This is a genomic window from Campylobacter concisus, from assembly GCF_002912895.1.
In the GTDB taxonomy this organism is placed as follows: domain Bacteria; phylum Campylobacterota; class Campylobacteria; order Campylobacterales; family Campylobacteraceae; genus Campylobacter_A; species Campylobacter_A concisus_G.
This window is the reverse complement of record NZ_POZX01000021.1, coordinates 16,348-34,911: the sequence shown is the minus strand read 5'-3', so window position 1 is coordinate 34,911 and position 18,564 is coordinate 16,348. Positions and strand designations below refer to the sequence as shown.

Annotated in this window: 17 protein-coding genes; 11 read left to right on the top strand and 6 right to left on the bottom strand. The window is 37.8% G+C overall.

The genetic code is table 11. The annotated features are described in order from the left end of the window. Positions 1-173 precede the first annotated feature (173 nt). From CYP51_RS02375 to ccoG, 6 genes are all read right to left on the bottom strand, one after another. Entirely contained in the window at positions 174-401 is a 228-nt protein-coding gene (locus CYP51_RS02375) for a hypothetical protein (RefSeq protein ID WP_021090435.1), read from the bottom strand. A 16-nt stretch (positions 402-417) separates the two neighbouring features. Then, on the bottom strand, positions 418-1,800 hold the full coding sequence (locus tag CYP51_RS02370; RefSeq protein WP_103624227.1) for an efflux transporter outer membrane subunit: 1,383 nt from the start codon (positions 1,798-1,800) through the stop codon (positions 418-420). After that, the gene (locus CYP51_RS02365) at positions 1,790-4,915 is read right to left on the bottom strand and encodes an efflux RND transporter permease subunit (protein ID WP_103624226.1); all 3,126 of its coding nucleotides are present in this window, start codon (positions 4,913-4,915) and stop codon (positions 1,790-1,792) included. Before CYP51_RS02365 ends, CYP51_RS02370 begins: the two co-directional genes overlap by 11 nt. A gap of 10 nt (positions 4,916-4,925) precedes the next feature. Beyond that, the gene (locus CYP51_RS02360; RefSeq protein ID WP_103624225.1) at positions 4,926-6,086 is read right to left on the bottom strand and encodes an efflux RND transporter periplasmic adaptor subunit; all 1,161 of its coding nucleotides are present in this window, start codon (positions 6,084-6,086) and stop codon (positions 4,926-4,928) included. A 108-nt stretch (positions 6,087-6,194) separates the two neighbouring features. Next, positions 6,195-6,782: a TetR/AcrR family transcriptional regulator gene (locus tag CYP51_RS02355; protein ID WP_103624224.1), complete on the bottom strand. Its 588-nt coding sequence runs from the start codon at positions 6,780-6,782 to the stop codon at positions 6,195-6,197. 68 nt (positions 6,783-6,850) lie between these two features. Then, a complete protein-coding gene (ccoG, locus tag CYP51_RS02350; RefSeq protein WP_103624223.1) occupies positions 6,851-8,176 on the bottom strand; it encodes a cytochrome c oxidase accessory protein CcoG in 1,326 nt (441 codons plus the stop codon). Between the two features lie 138 nt (positions 8,177-8,314). On the opposite strand from ccoG, the gene rpsU reads away from it, so the two are divergent. The 11 genes from rpsU (at position 8,315) to CYP51_RS02295 (ending at position 18,562) form a co-directional block, all read left to right on the top strand. Further along, positions 8,315-8,527 carry a 30S ribosomal protein S21 gene (gene rpsU / locus CYP51_RS02345; protein ID WP_009294994.1) on the top strand — a complete coding sequence of 71 codons (213 nt, stop codon included), beginning with the start codon at positions 8,315-8,317 and terminating at the stop codon, positions 8,525-8,527. A gap of 103 nt (positions 8,528-8,630) precedes the next feature. Then, positions 8,631-9,263: a DNA-binding protein gene (locus CYP51_RS02340; RefSeq protein WP_103624222.1), complete on the top strand. Its 633-nt coding sequence runs from the start codon at positions 8,631-8,633 to the stop codon at positions 9,261-9,263. Next, entirely contained in the window at positions 9,260-9,877 is a 618-nt protein-coding gene (locus CYP51_RS02335; protein ID WP_103624221.1) for a UPF0323 family lipoprotein, read from the top strand. The genes CYP51_RS02340 and CYP51_RS02335 overlap by 4 nt, the downstream gene beginning before the upstream one ends. A gap of 2 nt (positions 9,878-9,879) precedes the next feature. Continuing rightward, on the top strand, positions 9,880-11,061 hold the full coding sequence (locus CYP51_RS02330) for a glutathionylspermidine synthase family protein (protein ID WP_103624220.1): 1,182 nt from the start codon (positions 9,880-9,882) through the stop codon (positions 11,059-11,061). A 2-nt stretch (positions 11,062-11,063) separates the two neighbouring features. Then, a complete protein-coding gene (locus CYP51_RS02325; RefSeq protein ID WP_103624219.1) occupies positions 11,064-11,999 on the top strand; it encodes a D-2-hydroxyacid dehydrogenase in 936 nt (311 codons plus the stop codon). Then, positions 11,999-12,757 (top strand): hypothetical protein, encoded by a 759-nt coding sequence (locus CYP51_RS02320; RefSeq protein ID WP_103624218.1) that lies wholly within the window; start codon positions 11,999-12,001, stop codon positions 12,755-12,757. The genes CYP51_RS02325 and CYP51_RS02320 overlap by 1 nt, the downstream gene beginning before the upstream one ends. A 16-nt stretch (positions 12,758-12,773) precedes the next feature. Beyond that, positions 12,774-13,271, top strand: a complete 498-nt coding sequence (locus CYP51_RS02315) for a YajQ family cyclic di-GMP-binding protein (RefSeq protein WP_103624217.1) — start codon at positions 12,774-12,776, stop codon at positions 13,269-13,271. 275 nt (positions 13,272-13,546) lie between these two features. Further along, a complete protein-coding gene (locus CYP51_RS02310; RefSeq protein ID WP_103624216.1) occupies positions 13,547-14,338 on the top strand; it encodes a DUF2314 domain-containing protein in 792 nt (263 codons plus the stop codon). A gap of 30 nt (positions 14,339-14,368) precedes the next feature. Next, the gene (locus CYP51_RS02305) at positions 14,369-15,379 is read left to right on the top strand and encodes a hypothetical protein (RefSeq protein WP_103624215.1); all 1,011 of its coding nucleotides are present in this window, start codon (positions 14,369-14,371) and stop codon (positions 15,377-15,379) included. Between the two features lie 184 nt (positions 15,380-15,563). Continuing rightward, entirely contained in the window at positions 15,564-16,928 is a 1,365-nt protein-coding gene (locus CYP51_RS02300; protein WP_103624214.1) for a coproporphyrinogen III oxidase family protein, read from the top strand. Continuing rightward, complete coding sequence (locus CYP51_RS02295; protein WP_103624213.1) at positions 16,928-18,562, top strand: multidrug ABC transporter permease/ATP-binding protein; 1,635 nt, start codon at positions 16,928-16,930, stop codon at positions 18,560-18,562. The genes CYP51_RS02300 and CYP51_RS02295 overlap by 1 nt, the downstream gene beginning before the upstream one ends. The last annotated feature ends 2 nt before the right edge of the window (positions 18,563-18,564 follow it).

Genomic DNA, 18,564 nt, shown 5'->3' with positions numbered 1-18,564 from the left:
TTTTTGTTTGCTTGATTAGCTGAGCAAGCTATTAAAAATATACTTGTTAGAAGTAGTAATATAAATGCGATAAATTTCATAAATAAATTTTTAAAATAAATAATCAAAAATCTAAGAATTTTACATAAAGAAGTCAAGAAATTCATCTAAGGATTTTGTCCTTAGATGAAAGATTAAGATTTTTTGATCGCTCTAATAGGAATAACAAATATTGCTGCGATCACATAAAAAGCAATACAAAAAACAGCCGCCATCATAAATATCTCGCCGATATCATAAAAGCTTGACTCAAGCCTAAATGTATCCACGTAATTTATCGCAAACCATAATGCTACGCCAAGAGCGATAGCAAAAACAAAAAATCCCCAAGAAAATAAGAAATTTAATATCTTAGTTCCCAATTTCTCTCCTTTTTAATTATTTTTCTAACCTAAAACCGCCACCAAAAGCCCTATAAACTTCGACTGCACTATCAACCTCATCAAGCTTTGCCGAGACGTCTTGTAATTTTGCTTGAAGCAAATTTCTCTCCGCATCAAGAAGCTCTAAATGTCCAATGTAGCCAGCATCATATTGCTCTTTAGCAAGCGAGTAAATTCTTTGTTGGGATTTTAGCAAATTTTTCACTTGTTCCAAAGAAATTTTTGCATTTTGTCTTGAAACAAGCGCATCTCTTACTTCACCAAGAGCCGATTTTACCGTGCCTTCATAGGTAATGGCTGCGATTTGTTCGTTTGTCTCTGCGATGCGGACATTGTTTTTTGTTCTGCCGTAGTCAAAGATCTTCTGAACTAAAGAGCCTCCTATGCTCCAAGTGTTGGCGTTTCCTACAAATATATTTTCAAAATCAACACTCGTAAAGCCTAAAAGTCCAGTGAGTGAGATCGTAGGGAAATAATCAGCCTTTGTCACGCCAACAAGCGCATTTGTCGCCTTTAGATCAGCTAGCGCTTTTGCTACGTCGCTTCTTCTTAGCAAAATATCAGAGCTTATGCCAGCACTTATCTCTGGTGAGGCTGGCAAGGTTTTTGAGCTAGCAACTGCGCCTTTTAAAATTTCATCATTGTTTTTGCCAGTTAGGATAGCAAGCGAGGTTAGCGCCTTTGACTTTAAATTTAGCACCGAAATAAGGCTCATTTTTGCACTCTCAACCGCAGCCTTGCTTTGTAGATAGGTCATCTCATTTATGCCGCCAAGATCAAGCTGCGTCTTGCGAAGTGCAAGTGTCGCCTCGTAAGTCTTTAGCGTCTCTTGAAGTACGGCCTCTTGCATATTTAGCGACACTAGAGCAAAGTAGCTTTTTGCCACACCTGAGCTAAGGCTTAGCCTGGCGCTATCGTAGTCAAATTCGCTTGCATTTAGGCTCTCATTTGCTGCAAGCACGCTATTTCGCACTCTGCCCCAAAGGTCTATCTCGTAGTTTAGCCCTAAATTTATGCTCGATGTTCGGTAGCGTGTTTGAGGCTGCTTAGTGTATGTTTCGCCACTGCTTTTTGCTTTTGTGTAGCCTACGTTTAAATTTACCCCAGGGAGCAAGCTAGCCTCAGCAACGCCAAGGCTCGCCTTTGCTTTTTCTAAATTTAAATAGGCAATGCGTAAATTTGTATTTTTCCCAAGCGCACTTTCAACAAGAATATTTAAATTTTCATCTCCAAATTCCTTCCACCAAAGATCTCTTACATCGCTTGTCTCGAAAGTGTATGTTGAGGTGAAATTTGTATCCACATCTGGCATATCTGGGCGAAACGAGCAACCAGCCAAAAACGCCGCTGTTATAAGTATAAACGCCTTATTTCTCATCTTTTTTTGCTCCCTTTTTCCAGTATTTTTCATTTAAATTTTCAAGCAAATAGTAAAACATAGGCACGAAAAATATCGCTATCGTTGTTGATGCGATCATACCGCCAACTACGCCAGTTCCTAGTGAGTGACGAGATGCAGCGCCAGCACCCGTGCTTATAACCATTGGGAAAACGCCTAGAGTAAATGCGATCGAGGTCATTACGATAGGTCTAAAGCGAAGTTTGGCCGCATTTACAGCTGATTCAAATATGCTCTTTCCACTCTCGCGCTCTTGCATAGCAAATTCTACGATCAAAATGGCGTTTTTGGCCGCTAGACCGATGAGCAGCAAGAGTCCGATCTCAAAGTAGATATCATTTGTTAGCCCTCTTAACCAAACAGCTAGCAACGAGCCAAATACTGCAAACGGCACGGCAGTTATGACTGCAAGTGGGATGAGCCATCTTTCGTACTGAGCCGCAAGGATCAAAAAGACAAAGACCATACCAAAGATAAAGGCGACCGTGCCTGTTCCTTGAGAATTTACCTCTTGATACGCCGTTCCAGCCCAGCTTATAGCGTACTCATCACTACTTAGTGTGTCATTTACGACCTCTTGTATCGCTCTTATCGCATCGCCTGATGTGTAGCCAGGTTTTGGATCGCCCATGATCTTAGCCGCTGGAAAGAGATTAAATCTATCAACGATATCAGGTCCGATCGATCTTGTGAGCGTCGCTACTGAATTTAGTGGCACCATGCCGCCCTCGTATGAGCGAACGAAAATTTTTCTTAGATCCTCGGGGTTGTTTCTAAAGTTATCGCTTGCCCTTGCATATACGCGGTATGATTTACCCGCAAGGTTGAAGTCATTTATGTAGTAAGAGCCAAAGCTAGCCGCTATCGTGCTAAAAATTTCGCTCTCGCTTACGCCAAATAGCCTTGCCTTTTCTTTATCAACCGTTATCTTAAACTGGCGGTAGTTTGTCTCAAGCGTCGTTCTTACGCCAGTTAGCTCAGGTCTTGCGTTTGCAGCTGCAGTTACCTTTCTAGCGTCCGCTTCTATCTCGTTGTAGCTCTTGCCACTCTTATTTTGTAGATACATCTCAAAGCCGCCAGTCATTGATAGACCCATGATAGGTGGCACATTTACGACAAAAGTCATTGAGTTTTTTGAACCCCAAAGCATGCCATTAAACTGACCTACTAAGGCATCTGCACCGTCCGTTGCGCCTTTTCTTTCGCTCCAGTCTTTTAGCTTGACAAAGCTGATGGCTGAGTTTTCTCTAAGTGAGCTAGCTAGCATATCATAGCCTGCAAATCCCATGGTAAATTCGACATTTGGATTGCTCAAAATGGCGTTACTAATAGATTTTACCTCTTCTTTGGTCTTTAGCATATTTGTTGAAGGTGGAAGCGAGGTGATAACCATCAAAGCGCCCTTATCTTCTGAAGGTACAAGCCCTTTTGGCACTTTTTGAAAAAGGCCATACGTCGCAAATCCCATTATGCCAATGACTATAAAGCTAATGATGACGTGTTTTAAAATTTTTGCCACGCCTGCTGTAAAGAGCCTAGTGCTAAAGTCAAAAAAGTCGTTAAATTTCTGAACTATCCAAAATGGCTTGTTCTCTTGTTTTTTAAGCATAACCGCACAAAGTGCTGGCGTAAGAGTAAGAGCGACAAAGCCTGAGATACAAACAGCAACAACAAGTGTTAGCGCAAACTGCTTTTGTATAACGCCAACAAAGCCCTCCATAAATGAAACTGGCACGAAAACCGCGCAAAGCACGAGCACGATAGAGATGACAGGGGTTTGTACCTCCTCCATCGCCTTAAACGTGGCGTCTTTTACGCTTATGCCTTTATCTTCATGCAAAATTCTTTCAACGTTTTCTATAACGATGATCGCGTCATCTACGACGATACCGATGGCTAGGATCAGGGCAAAAAGTGTGATCAAATTTATACTAAAGCCCATCACATAAAGACCGCCAAATGTGCCTATGATAGAGACTGGAACGGCAAGCATTGGTATGATGGTAGCTCTAAAGCTCTTTAAGAAGAAGTACATTACGATAAGAACTAGTACCATCGCTTCTATGAAAGTTTTTATAACTTCGTCTATTGAGACGGTGATAAATTCAGTTGGGTTGTAGGCTATGGTGTGCTCTAGGCCAACTGGATAGGTTTTCTTTAGCTCTTCAAGCTTTGCTTTGACCGCTTCAGCAGTTGCAAGTGCGTTTGCGTCATTTTGTAAAAATAGCAAAAGTGGCACTGCTGGCTTGCCATTTAGCATAGCTTCAGATGCGTAGCTAGCAGCTCCAAGCTCTATGGTAGCTACATCTTTTAGCTTCAAAACTGATCCATCGGAACTTTTAATTATTATATCGCCAAACTGGGCTGCATTTTTAAGACGTCCATCGGTACGAACAGAATAGACATAAGGATTACCACCATCCGATGGCTGTTCGCCTATCTTGCCAGCAGCGTATTGTGAGTTTTGAATTTTTACTTGAGAAATGACGTCACTTGGAGTTAGTTTAAAATGAGCTAGTCTATCTGGCTTTAGCCAAATTCTCATAGAATACTCTTTAGTACCTATCAATACTGTATCACCTATACCACTAACCCTTTTTATCTCATCAGCAATATTTAAATTTACATAGTTATATAGTTCGATCAAATCCATATTTGGATTTGTAAAGCCAACAACCTGAAGGATCGAGCCGCTTCTTTCGCGCACTGTTACGCCCATATTTTGCACTTCTTGAGGCAGTCTTGAAAGGGCAGCTTGCACGCGGTTATTTACATCAATCGTAGCTTGTTTTGAGGATGAGCCGATCTTAAAATATACACTTATATTCATCGTACCTGCTGAGCTTGATGTGCTTTGCATATAAAGCATATTTTCAACGCCATTTATCTGATCTTCGATCGCACTTGCGACTGAGTCGGCGATAGTCTGCGCATCAGCACCGCTATATGTCGCACTTACAGAGACAGTAGGCGGTGTAAGACTTGGATACTCCTCTATTGGAAGCCCCTTGATACCCATAAAACCTGCTATAACTATGATAATAGATATAACAGTCGCAAATATCGGGCGGTTTATGAAAAATCTTGAAAACATCTATCTGCCTTTACTTGCTACTTGTAGCGTTTGTATCTTTGCCGTTTATAAATTCCGTACTTAGGTCTTTATCAGTTTCAACTGGTGCACCAACTCCAATTTTAAGGAAATTATTAACGATTATCTTATCACCATCTTCAAGGCCTTCAGTGACTGCTACCATATTTTTTGTTTGATATCCTGTTTTTACATTTTTTTGGCTTACTTTGCCATCTTTTACGACTAAAACATAAGTGTTTGTAGTGCTTTGCTGAAGGGCAACTTGCGGGATGTTAAAGGCATTTTTTTGAACAAAGCCGCTCATCTTTATATGGCCAAACGCACCTGGTAAAATTTTACCTTCACTATTATCAAAACTAGCCTTTGCTAAAACGCTGCCAGTCGCGGTATTTACGACACTATCTATAAAATTTACTTTACCATTAAAATTTTCGCCATTGACACTTAACACAGTGTCACTATTTAGCTGTTGCCATGAGCCGTTATCCAAATTTGTCTTTCTAGTTAGATTATCCACATCGGCGATATAAAATTCTGCTTCAATAGGATTTATTTTTGTAAGTCTTACAAGTTTTGTTTGATTTGCTATGACAAGTGAGCCAACATCTACTTGGTTATCACCCACTACACCGTCAAATGGCGCTGTAATAGTCGTGTATCCTAGATCTATTTTCGCATTTTTTAAATTTGCTTTTGCGCTTACTAAATTCGCATTTGCAATGTCATAAGCCGCAACTGCTGCGTCGTAGTCTTTTTGAGAGACTGCATTTTTCTTATAAAGGGCAGAAATTCTTTTAAACTCGGTCTCGGCATTTTTTAAATTTGCATTTGCTACGCCAACAGAGGCATCAAGTGAGTCAAAGCTAGCTTGATATTTTTCTGGATCTATCAAAAATAACTTATCGCCCGCTTTTACTTTGCTTCCCGGCTTAAAAAACTGCTTTATGATAGTTCCGCCAACTTTTGGATAGATAATAACATCTTGACTACTTACAACCGTTGCGGTGTAATCAAAACTAATAGGTATGTCTGTTTTTTGTGCGGTAAAAATATCTACATGAGATAGTGGCATCTGGTGACCTGCTGCCGCTTTATTCTCTTTATTTTCAAAACAACCGCTTAGAAATAAAACTGCAACCGAAAGCACAAGAGCACTTTTAAAATTTGCCATAAAAACCTCTCTTAATTTTAAATTTTAATATCATATTTAGTTTTTGTAATAATTGTTACAAAAATTTAAAGTTCTCGATTCTATTAGAAAACAAATAAAAAGTCAATTTTATTTTTTACTAATTCCATTCAAAAACAACTCAACACACAAGCCAACATGCTTTTTGCGCTCTTTTTCACTAAGCTTTGGTTCTTCATTTATCAAAAGCGAATCGTAGTAATAAGCTCCTATCACACTTTGTATAAAGTACTTTGCAGCAAATTTGGCTGAAAATTTTGGATCAAGTTTGGCTTTTACTTCGTCTCTTTCAAAGAAATTTATAAGCACAAGATCGATCTTTTTTAAAATTTGATCCAAAAACGTCTTACCAAGTTTACCACCATTTTTAGAACCCTCACTCATCATTATCCTACCAAGAGAGATATGCCTTTTGCTGCAAGTAATAGAAAATATTATGGTTGCAAATTTGGTTAAAAACTCCTCCAAGCTGTGAGAAATTTTAAGATCTATCCTCTCATCGATCTCTTTTATAAGCGCATCTATCTCTTGCTCAACGATCGCCTCAAAAAGCCCCTCTTTGTTCTCAAAAAACGTGTAAATGCTAGAAAGTGATCCGCCACTTATCGCTACGATGTCACTTAAGCTTGTCTTTTCGTATCCTTTTTCTAAAAATAGCTCAAGTGCTGTTTTTACAATAAGTTCGTATCTTTTTTACCCTTTTCTGAGATCGCCATCTTGCTTCCTATTAAATTTTTGCCATTTTATCATCTTTTAGGATAGATAAAAGTACTTTGTCTTTGCACGCTGATAGCTGGCTCATCAGTGGCGTAGGCTTTTATATTTATATGTTTTAAAAGATCTTTATCGCTTAAATTTTCATTTTTTGATTTTAGCGTAACGATGACTCGTTGTTTTGCGCTAGCTTTTAATATAAATGGCTTATTTGGACGAGAAATTTCTATATTCTTATCGTCTACTTCAAAGTAAAAGGTATGCTCTTTATTTTGTGTATTTTGCACCAAAAATACGTAAGAATTTTCGACTTCATTTTCACCTAAAATTTTATAAAGCTCGCTTGTTCTATTTATGTTTAAAAGCATACTTTCTTTTTTGCCACCCATCAATACCCCAGCTGTTAAGACAATGCCCAAAATGACGAGATAAGCAACCGTTCTAAAGCGTAAAATTTTGACTCTTTTTTGCTCTTTTATAGAATTTATACTTCTCCACTCAATAAGCGAGCTTTCATCAAAATGCTTCATCACTTTAGCGCAAGCATCGCTACACTCTAGACAATTTATACATTCAAGCTGCATGCCTTTTCTTATATCAATGTGCGTTGGGCATATCCTCACGCATGCCTCGCAGCCAGTACATAGCGCGCCCTCTTCTTTTGGCTTTTTAAATTTCTCTTTTCCGTTATAGATTACGCCGCCTCTTTTTTGATTGTAAATAACTTGGATCGTATCGTTATCAAACATCACTGATTGCACCCTAGCGTAAGGACAAACATAAATGCAAAAATTTTCTTTTAAAATGATGACATCATAAACTAACCAAATAGCGATAACAAACCAAAATGCAAGCAAAACTCCATGTTCGCTTGGCTCTTTTAAATAAGCAAAAAAATCAAGCGGTGGCACAAAATACCATAAAAAATTCGCCGAAATAATAAGAGCTAAAACGCACCAAATTCCAACTGCTAAAGCATGCTTTAAAATTTGTCCTTTTGGCTCATTTTGTTTATTTTGGATATTTTTTCTGATCTTTAAAATTTTAGTTTGCAAAAGATCACGAAATATTGTTCTAAAAATAGTTTGCGGACAGCTCCAACCGCACCAAACGCGCCCTGCAAGTGTCGTTAAGAAAAATATGCTTAAGAACAAAATGATAAACAAAAATGGCAACAAATAAAGCTCTTGCATATCAAATTTTGTAAAAAATAGATCAACTCTACTTTTATCAAAACTTAGCAAAAATAGCTGTGCATCATTTACCCTGATAAATGGCAAAATAAAGACAAATAGCGTAATACAGGCAAAAAAAATGTAACGCCTCTTGGCGTAGCTAAGATGAAAATCCTTTGACATAATAAGCCTTTTTTGAAATTTTATGATTATAAAGCTTATGGCATTAAAAGAGTTTTAAAAAAAAATAGTTAAAAGCTTAAATTTATGAAAATTAAACTATACTCACGGCTTATTTTAATCTGAAAGGTGGTGAGGACGTTGCCTGGTATTAAGGTACATCCTAACGAGTCATTTGACGAGGGTTACAGAAAGTTTAAAAAACAAACTGACCGTAACTTAGTAGTAACTGAAGCAAGAGCTAGACGCTTCTTTGAGCCTAAAACTGAGATCCGCAAGAAACAAAAAATTGCAGCTCGCAAGAAAATGCTTAAACGTCTTTATATGCTTAGACGCTACGAGTCAAGACTCTAAAACCAAGACAAAGAGGGCTTTGCTCTCTTTGTTTAACTCTTCTTTTAGCCTTATTTTTTTATAATCAAAGCAATTTTTTTATTTTATTTTAAACGGAAATTCGATGCAAAAGCTAGCTATAAACGAAGCTGCAGAAATTTTAGGCATAACAAAAGAAGCAGTCTATAATAGAATCCGCCGTGGTTCGATAAATACAGTCATTGAAAATGGCACAAAATTTGTCATCCTTGATGAAAAACCAAGTAGCGAAAAAGCCACAAAATCTGCTCCAAAAAGTACAAAAACTAAATCCCAAAATGATGAGTTTGTAAATTATTTGCTAAATGAGTTAAGCGAATTAAAGAGCTTAAATTTAAACTTGCAAGCCGATAAAGATAGGCTTTTTAAAGAAAAAGAGCAGATGCTAATCGAGCGAAAAAATGAAATTTTACAAATTTATAAAGATAGAGATGAAAAGCTCATGCAGTTTCTAAATGCTATGCAAAGGCCGCTTTTAGCACAAAAAAATGACGATATGCCAAATAATGAAGCGATAGAGGCTGAGATAGAAAATGAGTCAAAATGGATAAATTTAAGTGAATTTTTAAAGGAGCTAAATCTAAAGCCAAAGGCAACGAAAAAAGCCAGTGAAAAGATAATAAAAAACATACATCACTCCAAATTTATAAAATTTAAACGAGGCGTGATACTTGTTAGAAGACATAAAAATTTAAAAGAGTTGATAGGAGAGATATGAAACACATTAAAAAAATAGCTACTTATGCTGCGGTAGGCGGATTTGGTGCGATCGTTATGGCTGGCCTTGCTGGTTGTGGAAGCAACGATGGCGGTAACGAAAATGCACTAAACGAAGTTGCACAAAAAAACGGTGCCTTTGTCATCATCGAAGAGAGCGCACCTGGAGTTTATAAAATTTTAGAAGAGTATCCAAGCACTGAAACTAGAGTTGTGCTAAAAGATATCAACGGCACTGAGCGTGTGCTAAGCAAAGACGAGATCGATAAACTCATAGCTCAAGCAAACGCAAATATCGACAATGGCACTTCAAATTTAACAAAAACGAGTGACGCACAGCTAAGTAGTGGCGGTCTAAGCCTTGGTGAGACGATACTTGCCTCAGCAGCCGGTGCGATACTTGGTAGCTGGATAGGTAGCAAGCTTTTTGGAAATCAAAATTTCCAAGCTACTCGTCAAAATTCTTACAAAAATCCAAGCGCATACACAAGAAGCGTTGATAGCTTTAATAAGCAAAAAGCGGCAAATTCTGCTGCAAGAAGCAGTGGTGGCAAGAGTGGATTTTTCGGTGGTGGCTCAAAGTCAGGCTCTAGCTCATCAAGCTTTGGAGGCTGAAAATGATAAATTTAAGAAAAATCACTCCGTTAAATAACGAATTTATGGAAAAAATCGGCTTTGTATGGCACACAGATAACGACAACAGCTCGTATATCGCAGATGAGATCGTACAGGTAAAAGCAAGTGAGGCGGATGCTTACTACGAAGCGGCAAATGAGCTATACGATATGTATGTAAATGCCGCTCAGCACGTCATTGACAGCAACCTTTTTCACGAGATAGGCATACCATTTAACCTAGTTGATAGCATCAAAAAAAGCTGGGAAAATGACGTTCACTGGCATCTTTATGGTAGATTTGATCTTGCAGGCGGGCTTGATGGCAAGCCGATAAAACTGATCGAATTTAACGCCGATACGCCAACGGCAGTCTTTGAGACAGCGATCATTCAGTGGGCGATGCTAAAACTAAATCATATGGATGAAACAGAGCAATTTAATAACCTTTACGAAGCTCTAAAACAAAATTTCAAGCGTCTAATCACTCTTGGCGACGATAATGTAAATTTTGATGATGTTTACGAGGGCTGGGGGATACTCTTTAGCTCTATTGCTGGCAGTATAGAGGACGAGCAAACCGTGAAATTACTGCAATACATCGCAAAAGAGGCTGGCTTTAAAACCGACTTTGCTTACGTTGATGAGGTCGTTTTTAACGATGACGAGGGGATTTTTAAAGGTGATGAAAATTTTGAGTACTGGTTTAAACTCGTGCCTTGGGAGAGCATAGCGATCGACGAGGGCGAGCTAGCACTCATACTTTCAAATATCATCAAAAACCAAAAAGCCATCATCATAAATCCCGCCTACACGCTACTTTTCCAAAGTAAGGGAATTTTAAAAATTCTTTGGGATCTTTATCCAAATCATCCACTCTTGCTTGAGACCTCAAACGAGCCATTAAAAGGCAAAAAATATGTGAAAAAGCCGGTATTTGGCAGAGAAGGAGCAAACGTCTCGATACACGATGAAAACGGCACACAAATAGCAAGTAACGAGGGCGAATACGACTCAAATAAAGCTATCTATCAAGAATTTTACGAGTTTAATCAAGATGAAAGAGGCGATAACTACCAAGCAGGCGTATTTTACGCTTATGAAGCGTGTGCGCTTGGATATAGAAAGGGCGGCAAAATTTTAGATAACTACTCTAAATTTGTAGGACATTTCATTAAGGACTAAAGATGAAGATCGTTTGTTTAGACGCGGCAACGCTGGGAGAAAACGTAGATCTTAGTGTTTTTAAGAAATTTGGCGAGTTTATCAGCTACCAAAAAACCAAGAGCGATGAGGTCGTGCCACGTCTAAAGGGCGTTGACGTCGTCATCACAAACAAGGTCATCATCGACAAAGCCGTGATTGATGCGCTAAATTTAAAGCTTATCTGCATAAGCGCAACTGGGATGAATAATGTCGATCTAGAACATGCAAAAGCTAAAAATATAGCTGTAAAAAACGTCGCTGGCTACTCAACCGCAAGCGTTGTGCAGCACACATTTGCCATGCTTTTTGAGCTAACAAATCACATCAAATTTTATGGTCACTACGTAAAAAGCGGAGAGTGGGTGAAGAGTGAAATTTTTACCTATCTTGGCGCAAACATTAGCGAGATCGCTGGCAAAGAATTTGGCATCATCGGACTTGGCGAGATAGGACGCGGTGTGGCGGCAGCGGCACGTGCATTTGGCGCAAACGTGAGCTACTACTCGACAAGCGGAGTAAATAACAATAGCGAATTTAGGCAAAAAAGCTTAGACGAGATACTAAGAAGTAGCGACATCATCAGCATCCACGCACCACTAAATGAAAAGACTAGAAATTTACTAGGCGCAAACGAGATAAATTTGCTAAAAGATGATGCGATAGTGCTAAATTTAGGACGTGGTGGCATAGTGGATGAAGCTGCGATGGCGAGGGCGATAGATGAGAGAAATTTACGCTTTGGCACCGACGTTTTAGAAAGCGAGCCAATGAGCGAAAATAGCCCATTTTTAAATGTAAAAAACAAAGAAAATCTACTCATCACGCCGCACGTGGCATGGGGTAGCCTGGAGGCTAGAAAGACGCTCATCGCAAAGATCGTCGCAAACATCGAAAATTTCATCAATGAGAGCAAGTAATGGGCTATGATATAAGCTATCACGCTATTAGCGAAGATGAAATTTTAAAGTGGTATTTTGAGGCACTTGAGCTTACAAGGGCTAGTAAATTTGACGAGGTTTTGGCACTTGCAACAAAGGCTGGCGTAGAGAAATTTTACGCTCAAAAGTACAAAGATATACTAAGTGCTGCGTTGCAGTATAAAGACGATGAAATTTTTAACAAAACTCACGGCTTTTGTATCGCTGTCACGCAAGGTTTTTTTAGAAAATATTTCTACACTCGGGGCACAGCACTAAGCTCTTTGGCACAGCAAAACGAGAAATTTAAAAACTACGTCAGCAACTGGCGAGAAATTTTACCAAGTAAGTTTTTGGATAAATTTAGTGGCGAAATTTATAATGAGATCACCGAAAACTACTGTTGTGGCGCTTATGTAAACGCTAAAAACGTAGCTAAACTAAAGGCTGACTATGAGGCAGATGGCGAGATAAAAGGGGCGATTGATGGCTTTTACGCGCAAAATTTACCTACATTTTTAGATGCTCTAAACTACGCATGCGAGCTAGAAACAGGCTTGCTTGAGGCCACAGAGGTCGTGGAGCCAAATCCACTTGATCTAAACAAATCAAGCTCATATTCAAACCTCTTTAACTGCGATCCAAAGGGCGCTATCATCTACGCACAGACCGCAGTGCAGCAGATTGACGAGGCCATAAATCACGAAGAGACTGGCAAAAAGTCGCTTTTTGAGAAGATCAAAGGGCTATTTAAATAAATTTGAAAGGATAAAAATGGCAACTGAGCATAGTTTTGATATAAGTGCTGAGGTCGATATGATGGAGGTTAAAAACGCTCTTGAGACGGCAAAAAAAGAGATCGCTGCGAGGTATGATTTTAAAGGGCTTGCAGCTGAAGTCGAGCTAAACGAAAAAGAAAAATTTATCACGCTTCTTAGCTCAAGCGACAACAAGATAGACGCGCTAGAAGACATCGTGATCTCAAAGCTCATCAAGCGCAACATCCCACCAGTAGCGATCACAGAGACAAAAAGAGAGCCAGCGAGTGGTGGAAATTTAAAGGCGACACTAAAGCTAAATGACACGCTTGATGGCGAAAACTCAAAAAAGATCACCAAGGCAATCAAAGACTCAAAGATCAAGGTGAGCGCGCAGATCAGGGGCGAAGAGATCAGAGTAACTAGCAAAAGCATAGATGATCTGCAGGAGTGCATAAAGCTGGTGAGGGGGTTAAATTTAGAACTTCCGATAAGCTTTAAAAACCTAAAGTAACGCACTTTTTCGCTTTATTATGCGTCGTTAATTTAAATTTTTACTCGGTTATTACCAACTCGGTAACTCCCGTTGCAAAAATTTAAATCGCCTAGCCTAATTTTGCGAAATGGCTGCGTGACTTTTATATTTAAAATTTTATAGGATTTTGGGCTAAATTTGCGAAATTTCGCATGATTTTTGTATTTAAAATTTGTCGGATTTATGAGTGAAATTTATCTTATCATTTTGCATTCAAATTTGATCTATCTAAAATGAAAAATAAGGACAAAAAAATGAGCTTTTTTAAGAAAATTCTCGGTAAACAAATCGATCTTGGCAAGCAAATGCCAATCTATTTTGTAAGTAGCGACGAAGACTATATGCAGCGTGCGTTTGAGCAGGCCAGAGAGAGCTTTAGATATTTTTGGCGTGAGGTTTACTGGGAGCGCCACAGGATCGTTCCTATGCTTGATTATGTGATGGTAAAAATTTGCTTCTTAGATGTAGTAAATGGCGAAGAAGTCGGTGAGCACATGTGGATAGATGATGTGGAATTTGACGGCGAAACGATATATGGCACGCTCGTAAATGAGCCAGATAGCGTGCAAAACGTGAAGTTGGGCGACCAAATAAGCGCAAAGATAGACGAGATGAGCGACTGGCTCTTTTCGATAGATGGACGCGCATACGGCGGATTTAGCGTGCAGGCGATGCGCTCACGCATGCAAAAGAAAGAGCTAAAAGAGCACGATAAAGAGTGGGGGCTTGATTTTGGCGATTTTAACGATATTTTGGTTGTTTACGAGCAAAAAGAGCATCCTGAAAATTTGATAGAGCATCCAATGAGCAAAAATACGTATGGGCAAGTAAAGCAGTATATAAAAGAGCACCCAAATATGGTCACAGACGCTGATGAGTTTGGCTATACACAGCTTCACAACGAGGCGATCGCAGGAAATTTAAATCTTGTAAATCTCTTGCTAGAAAACGGCGCTGATAAAAATGCCCGCACAAAAAGTGGCAAAACGGCAGCTGATTTTGCTGAGAATTTAGGCTGGAGCGAAATCGCAAAGGTGCTTAAATAGCAAGCTTTTATAAATTTTTAGGATTTAAATTTGAGTTATCAAGATATTTTAGATGAAAGAAAAAGGCGGGCTAGTAAGACTTACCAAAAAAGTCATATTGAAATTCTTTTAAAATTTCATCCACTGATACTAACTGGTGTTAGTTTAGCTAGTATGATTTGTTATTTTGTATATTTTAGTCTCTTTGTTGGATATTTTCCAGTTTTAAGTAATTCTGATATTTTTCATGTCGGAGCATTATTGTTTTTTGTTGTAGCTATTTTTACTATTTTTATTATATTGCCCATAATGCTTTATCCTGGACATATAAGATACTCCCTCAGATATAAAAATGGTGAATATTTTTCACTTTTTTTATTATCTTTATCATTTCCTCTAGCACTATTAACTACTTTTATTATAAGTATAGCTTTCTATATAGATGCAAAAGGCGTACTATTTACTTTTATGGTTTTTTTAGCATTATCATATTTGTTATCGTGTATTACAATATGGATCAAGGGAAAAATATTGGAAAGAGTATTTGCTCTTTGCATGATAATGTGGCTCGCTTATATTTTTATTTTAATATTTTTGTCTAATTTTCAAACTAATCTAATTTCTATTTTGGTGGTAAATCTATTTTTTATTTACATTACATATATCTTTTTTTGCTTAGGTGTTTTGTGTTTTTGTGAAGGTATTTATAAGGATGGTACGCACAAGGAAATTTCACTTATTTTAATGTTTTTATGTCCAATAGTTATATTCTTTTATCTAGTGGATGACATCGCAAAGAAATTTGAAATCACTAACATTAAATATAAATATTTATCTATTGAAAAAAGTATAACAGGTGCTTTGCCAGAAAAAATTTGCAAAAATGGCATATATTGTGATGATAGTAAAACTTATTATGATGAAAACGAAACAAACGGAGTTATAAAACTTTATAATGTAAAAGCCCTATCAACTCTTGGTAAATTTTATTATCTGCAGACAAAAGATGGAGTAAAATTTGAGCTTGATGCAAGCAAAATTATCTCAAGAGCCAAGGAGTAACTTCCTTAAGCTTTGGGGCTAAAATTTGATCGATACGTGAAATTTATAGATTTAAAAAATTAAAATTTATAGGCCAAATTTATCTAGCTAAGCTAAAATTTTCTTTAGCACAAGGCTAAATTTATTAAAAGTTAGCTATCCTAACATATCAATTTAAAACCAAACTTATTTAAGGCGATTAGTTATGATCTTTAAAAATATTGTCGAGAATTTTGCCGTAAATTACGCTCATAATTCTATTCAAAGATCACTATATAATGAATTTAATATAGACATTTTAACCACAACCTACACCAAAACTCCCAAAAAAGACAAAAAGTATATGCTCTACGCACATGTACCATTTTGTCACACATTCTGTCCATATTGCTCGTTTCACAAGTACCATTATGAGCAGGAGCTTGCAAAAATTTACTTTGAAAATTTGCGCGAGGAGATGAGACAGGTTAAAGAGGCTGGATTTGACTTTGATTCACTTTATGTTGGCGGTGGCACGACGCTTATAAATGAGCCAGAGCTTGAGAAGACACTTAAGCTTGCAAAAGAGCTTTTTAGTATAGATGAAATCTCAGCAGAAAGCGATCCAAATCACATCTCACCCGAGAGTTTAGCTAGATTTGATGGATTAATTGATCGACTAAGCGTTGGCGTACAAAGCTTTGATGATGAAACGTTAAAAAGAGTTGGCAGATATGAAAAATTTGGCTCAGCCAAGGAGGTAAAAAGAAAGCTTGAGCTTGCTCTTGGTAAGATCCCAGTCATTAGCCTGGATCTCATCTTTAACCTGCCAAATCAAACAAAAGAGCAACTCATAAACGACATAAATACTGCGAAATCGATCTCTCCGCAGCAGATCACCTTCTATCCACTTATGAAATCAGAGCTAACAAGAGAGAATATAGCTCGCTCGCTTGGCGTTTCAAACGTAGATAATGAGCGTGAATTTTATGAGATAATCACTGAAGAATTTAGCAAAAGCAACTACAAACAAAGCAATGCTTGGGCGTTTTCAAATGAAAAAAATGCCGATCTTCGCGACGAATATGTTGGCTCAAATTTAGAGTATCTTGGCGTTGGTAGCGGAGCATTTAGCTTTCTTAACGGTGAGCTTGTAATAAATGCGTTTAATCTACTTGAATACGGCAAAAGGATAAAAAATAGGCAAAGCCCAGTCATCGCAAAATGTGGTTTTAGTAAGAAAGAGCGACTTAAATACACGTTTTTAACAAGGCTTTTTGATGGCGGAGTTGATATTAAAAGATACAACGATGAAAATAGCACAAACATTAACAAGGCCTTATTTATGGAGCTTAGCTTGCTTAAGCTTGTAAATGCGGTATATGAAGAAAATGGCATTATCAAGCCGACATTTTTTGGCAAATATATCTGCATCGTGCTTATGCGTGATTTTTACGCTGGCATGGACAAAGTGCGTGCGATATTTAAGGATGACGCTAAGATAAAACGAAGCAAGGTGCTTCGCATAATGAGCGAAAATACTGAACAAAAGTATGAGCCAAATATCATTCAGCCACGAGCTGCGATGTAATGCTTGCAAATTTAATCAAAAAAAATATCTACCAAATTTCTAAAATAGTGTTATTAACACTCCTATTTAGCGGACTTGGTGTTTGGACCCTTTCATTTATAAACAATGAGCTTGTAAGTTTAAAAGAATTTGATCCGATTCTTGCAATTAAATTTATAGCAGTCTTACTTTTATTTTTTATAAGCGCCATCGCCGCAAATATATCGCTTACAAATTTTGGGCATAAATTTATCTACGAGCTAAGATATCAAAGTGTAAAGCAAATTTTAGACACGCCAAATAGTGTGATAAACGAGATCGGCAAGGCAAAGATCATAGCTAGTCTAAACAATGATATAAAAACGATCACATTTGCTTTTATGAGTGCTACTGGTTTTATACAAAGCTTAGTTTTTATCGTCTGTGCCAGCATCTATCTTTGTGTAATCGCTCCAAAAATTTTTATCTTTTTATCCATTTGGATCGGTGCGACTCTTTTTATAAATACGCTTTTTATGAAAAAAATTCATCTTTATTTTAAGCATTCTAGAGTTCAAGATGACGCATTGCAAAAGCACTACGACGATATCGTAGAGGGGCATAGAGAGCTTAGTTTAAATAGAGCAAGGGCAAGTGTCTGCTTTGATGAGCTAAATTTGACAGGCGATAAAAAACGTCAAAATATGGTAAAGGCCGATATTTATCACGCATTAAGCGATAATTTTACAAACATTATGCTACTTGGCTCAGTTGGACTTTGTGTATTTTTGTGCGTAGCATTTGACTGGGCGAGCCTGCAAACGGCACTAAGCATTAGCTTAACGATACTATTTTTAAGAGGCTCATTTATGAGTATGGTTGGCTCCATACCGGCCGCACTTAGCGCAAAAGTGAGTTTAGAAAAGATTATGAGCTTAAATTTAAATAAATTTCAGGAAGGCTTCAAATTTGACGATAGCCTAAATGGCGAGTGGCAAAACATAAAGCTAAAAGATATAATTTTCAACTACACTCACGGCAAATTTAGCCTAAAAGATGTAAATTTAGAGATCAAACGCGGTGAGATAACATTTATTATCGGTAAAAATGGTAGCGGCAAAAGTACGCTTATAAATTTACTTTGCGGGCTAATGCGCCCAAGTAGTGGCGAAATTTACCTTGATAGCACAAAGATAGATGCAGCAAATTTACAAAGCTATCAGGCAAAGATAAGCGCTATTTTTGCTGATTTTTATCTATTTTCGCAAACGCTCTCTCATAATGGCTTTGCTAGCCAAAACGAAATAGACGAGCTTTTAGCCTTACTTGAGATCGACAAAAAAGTAAGCGTCATAAATAATAAGCTTAGTACCACGCAACTCTCAACCGGTCAGCGAAAGCGCCTAAGTCTTTTAATAGCTATTTTAGAGCACCGCTCTATCCTCATCCTAGATGAATGGGCGGCCGATCAAGATCCGCTATTTAAGCGTAAATTTTACAAAGAAATTTTGCCGTTTTTACAAAGTAAGGGCATCAGCATAATCGCTGTTAGCCACGATGATAGCTATTTTGATGTAGCAACTAGGATCATTTTGGTAAAAGATGGCTTTGTGCGCGAACTAGACGAGAGCGAGCGAATAAGTGCTGCAAAAGATGCAGTTGAGAAGATAAAATAGGA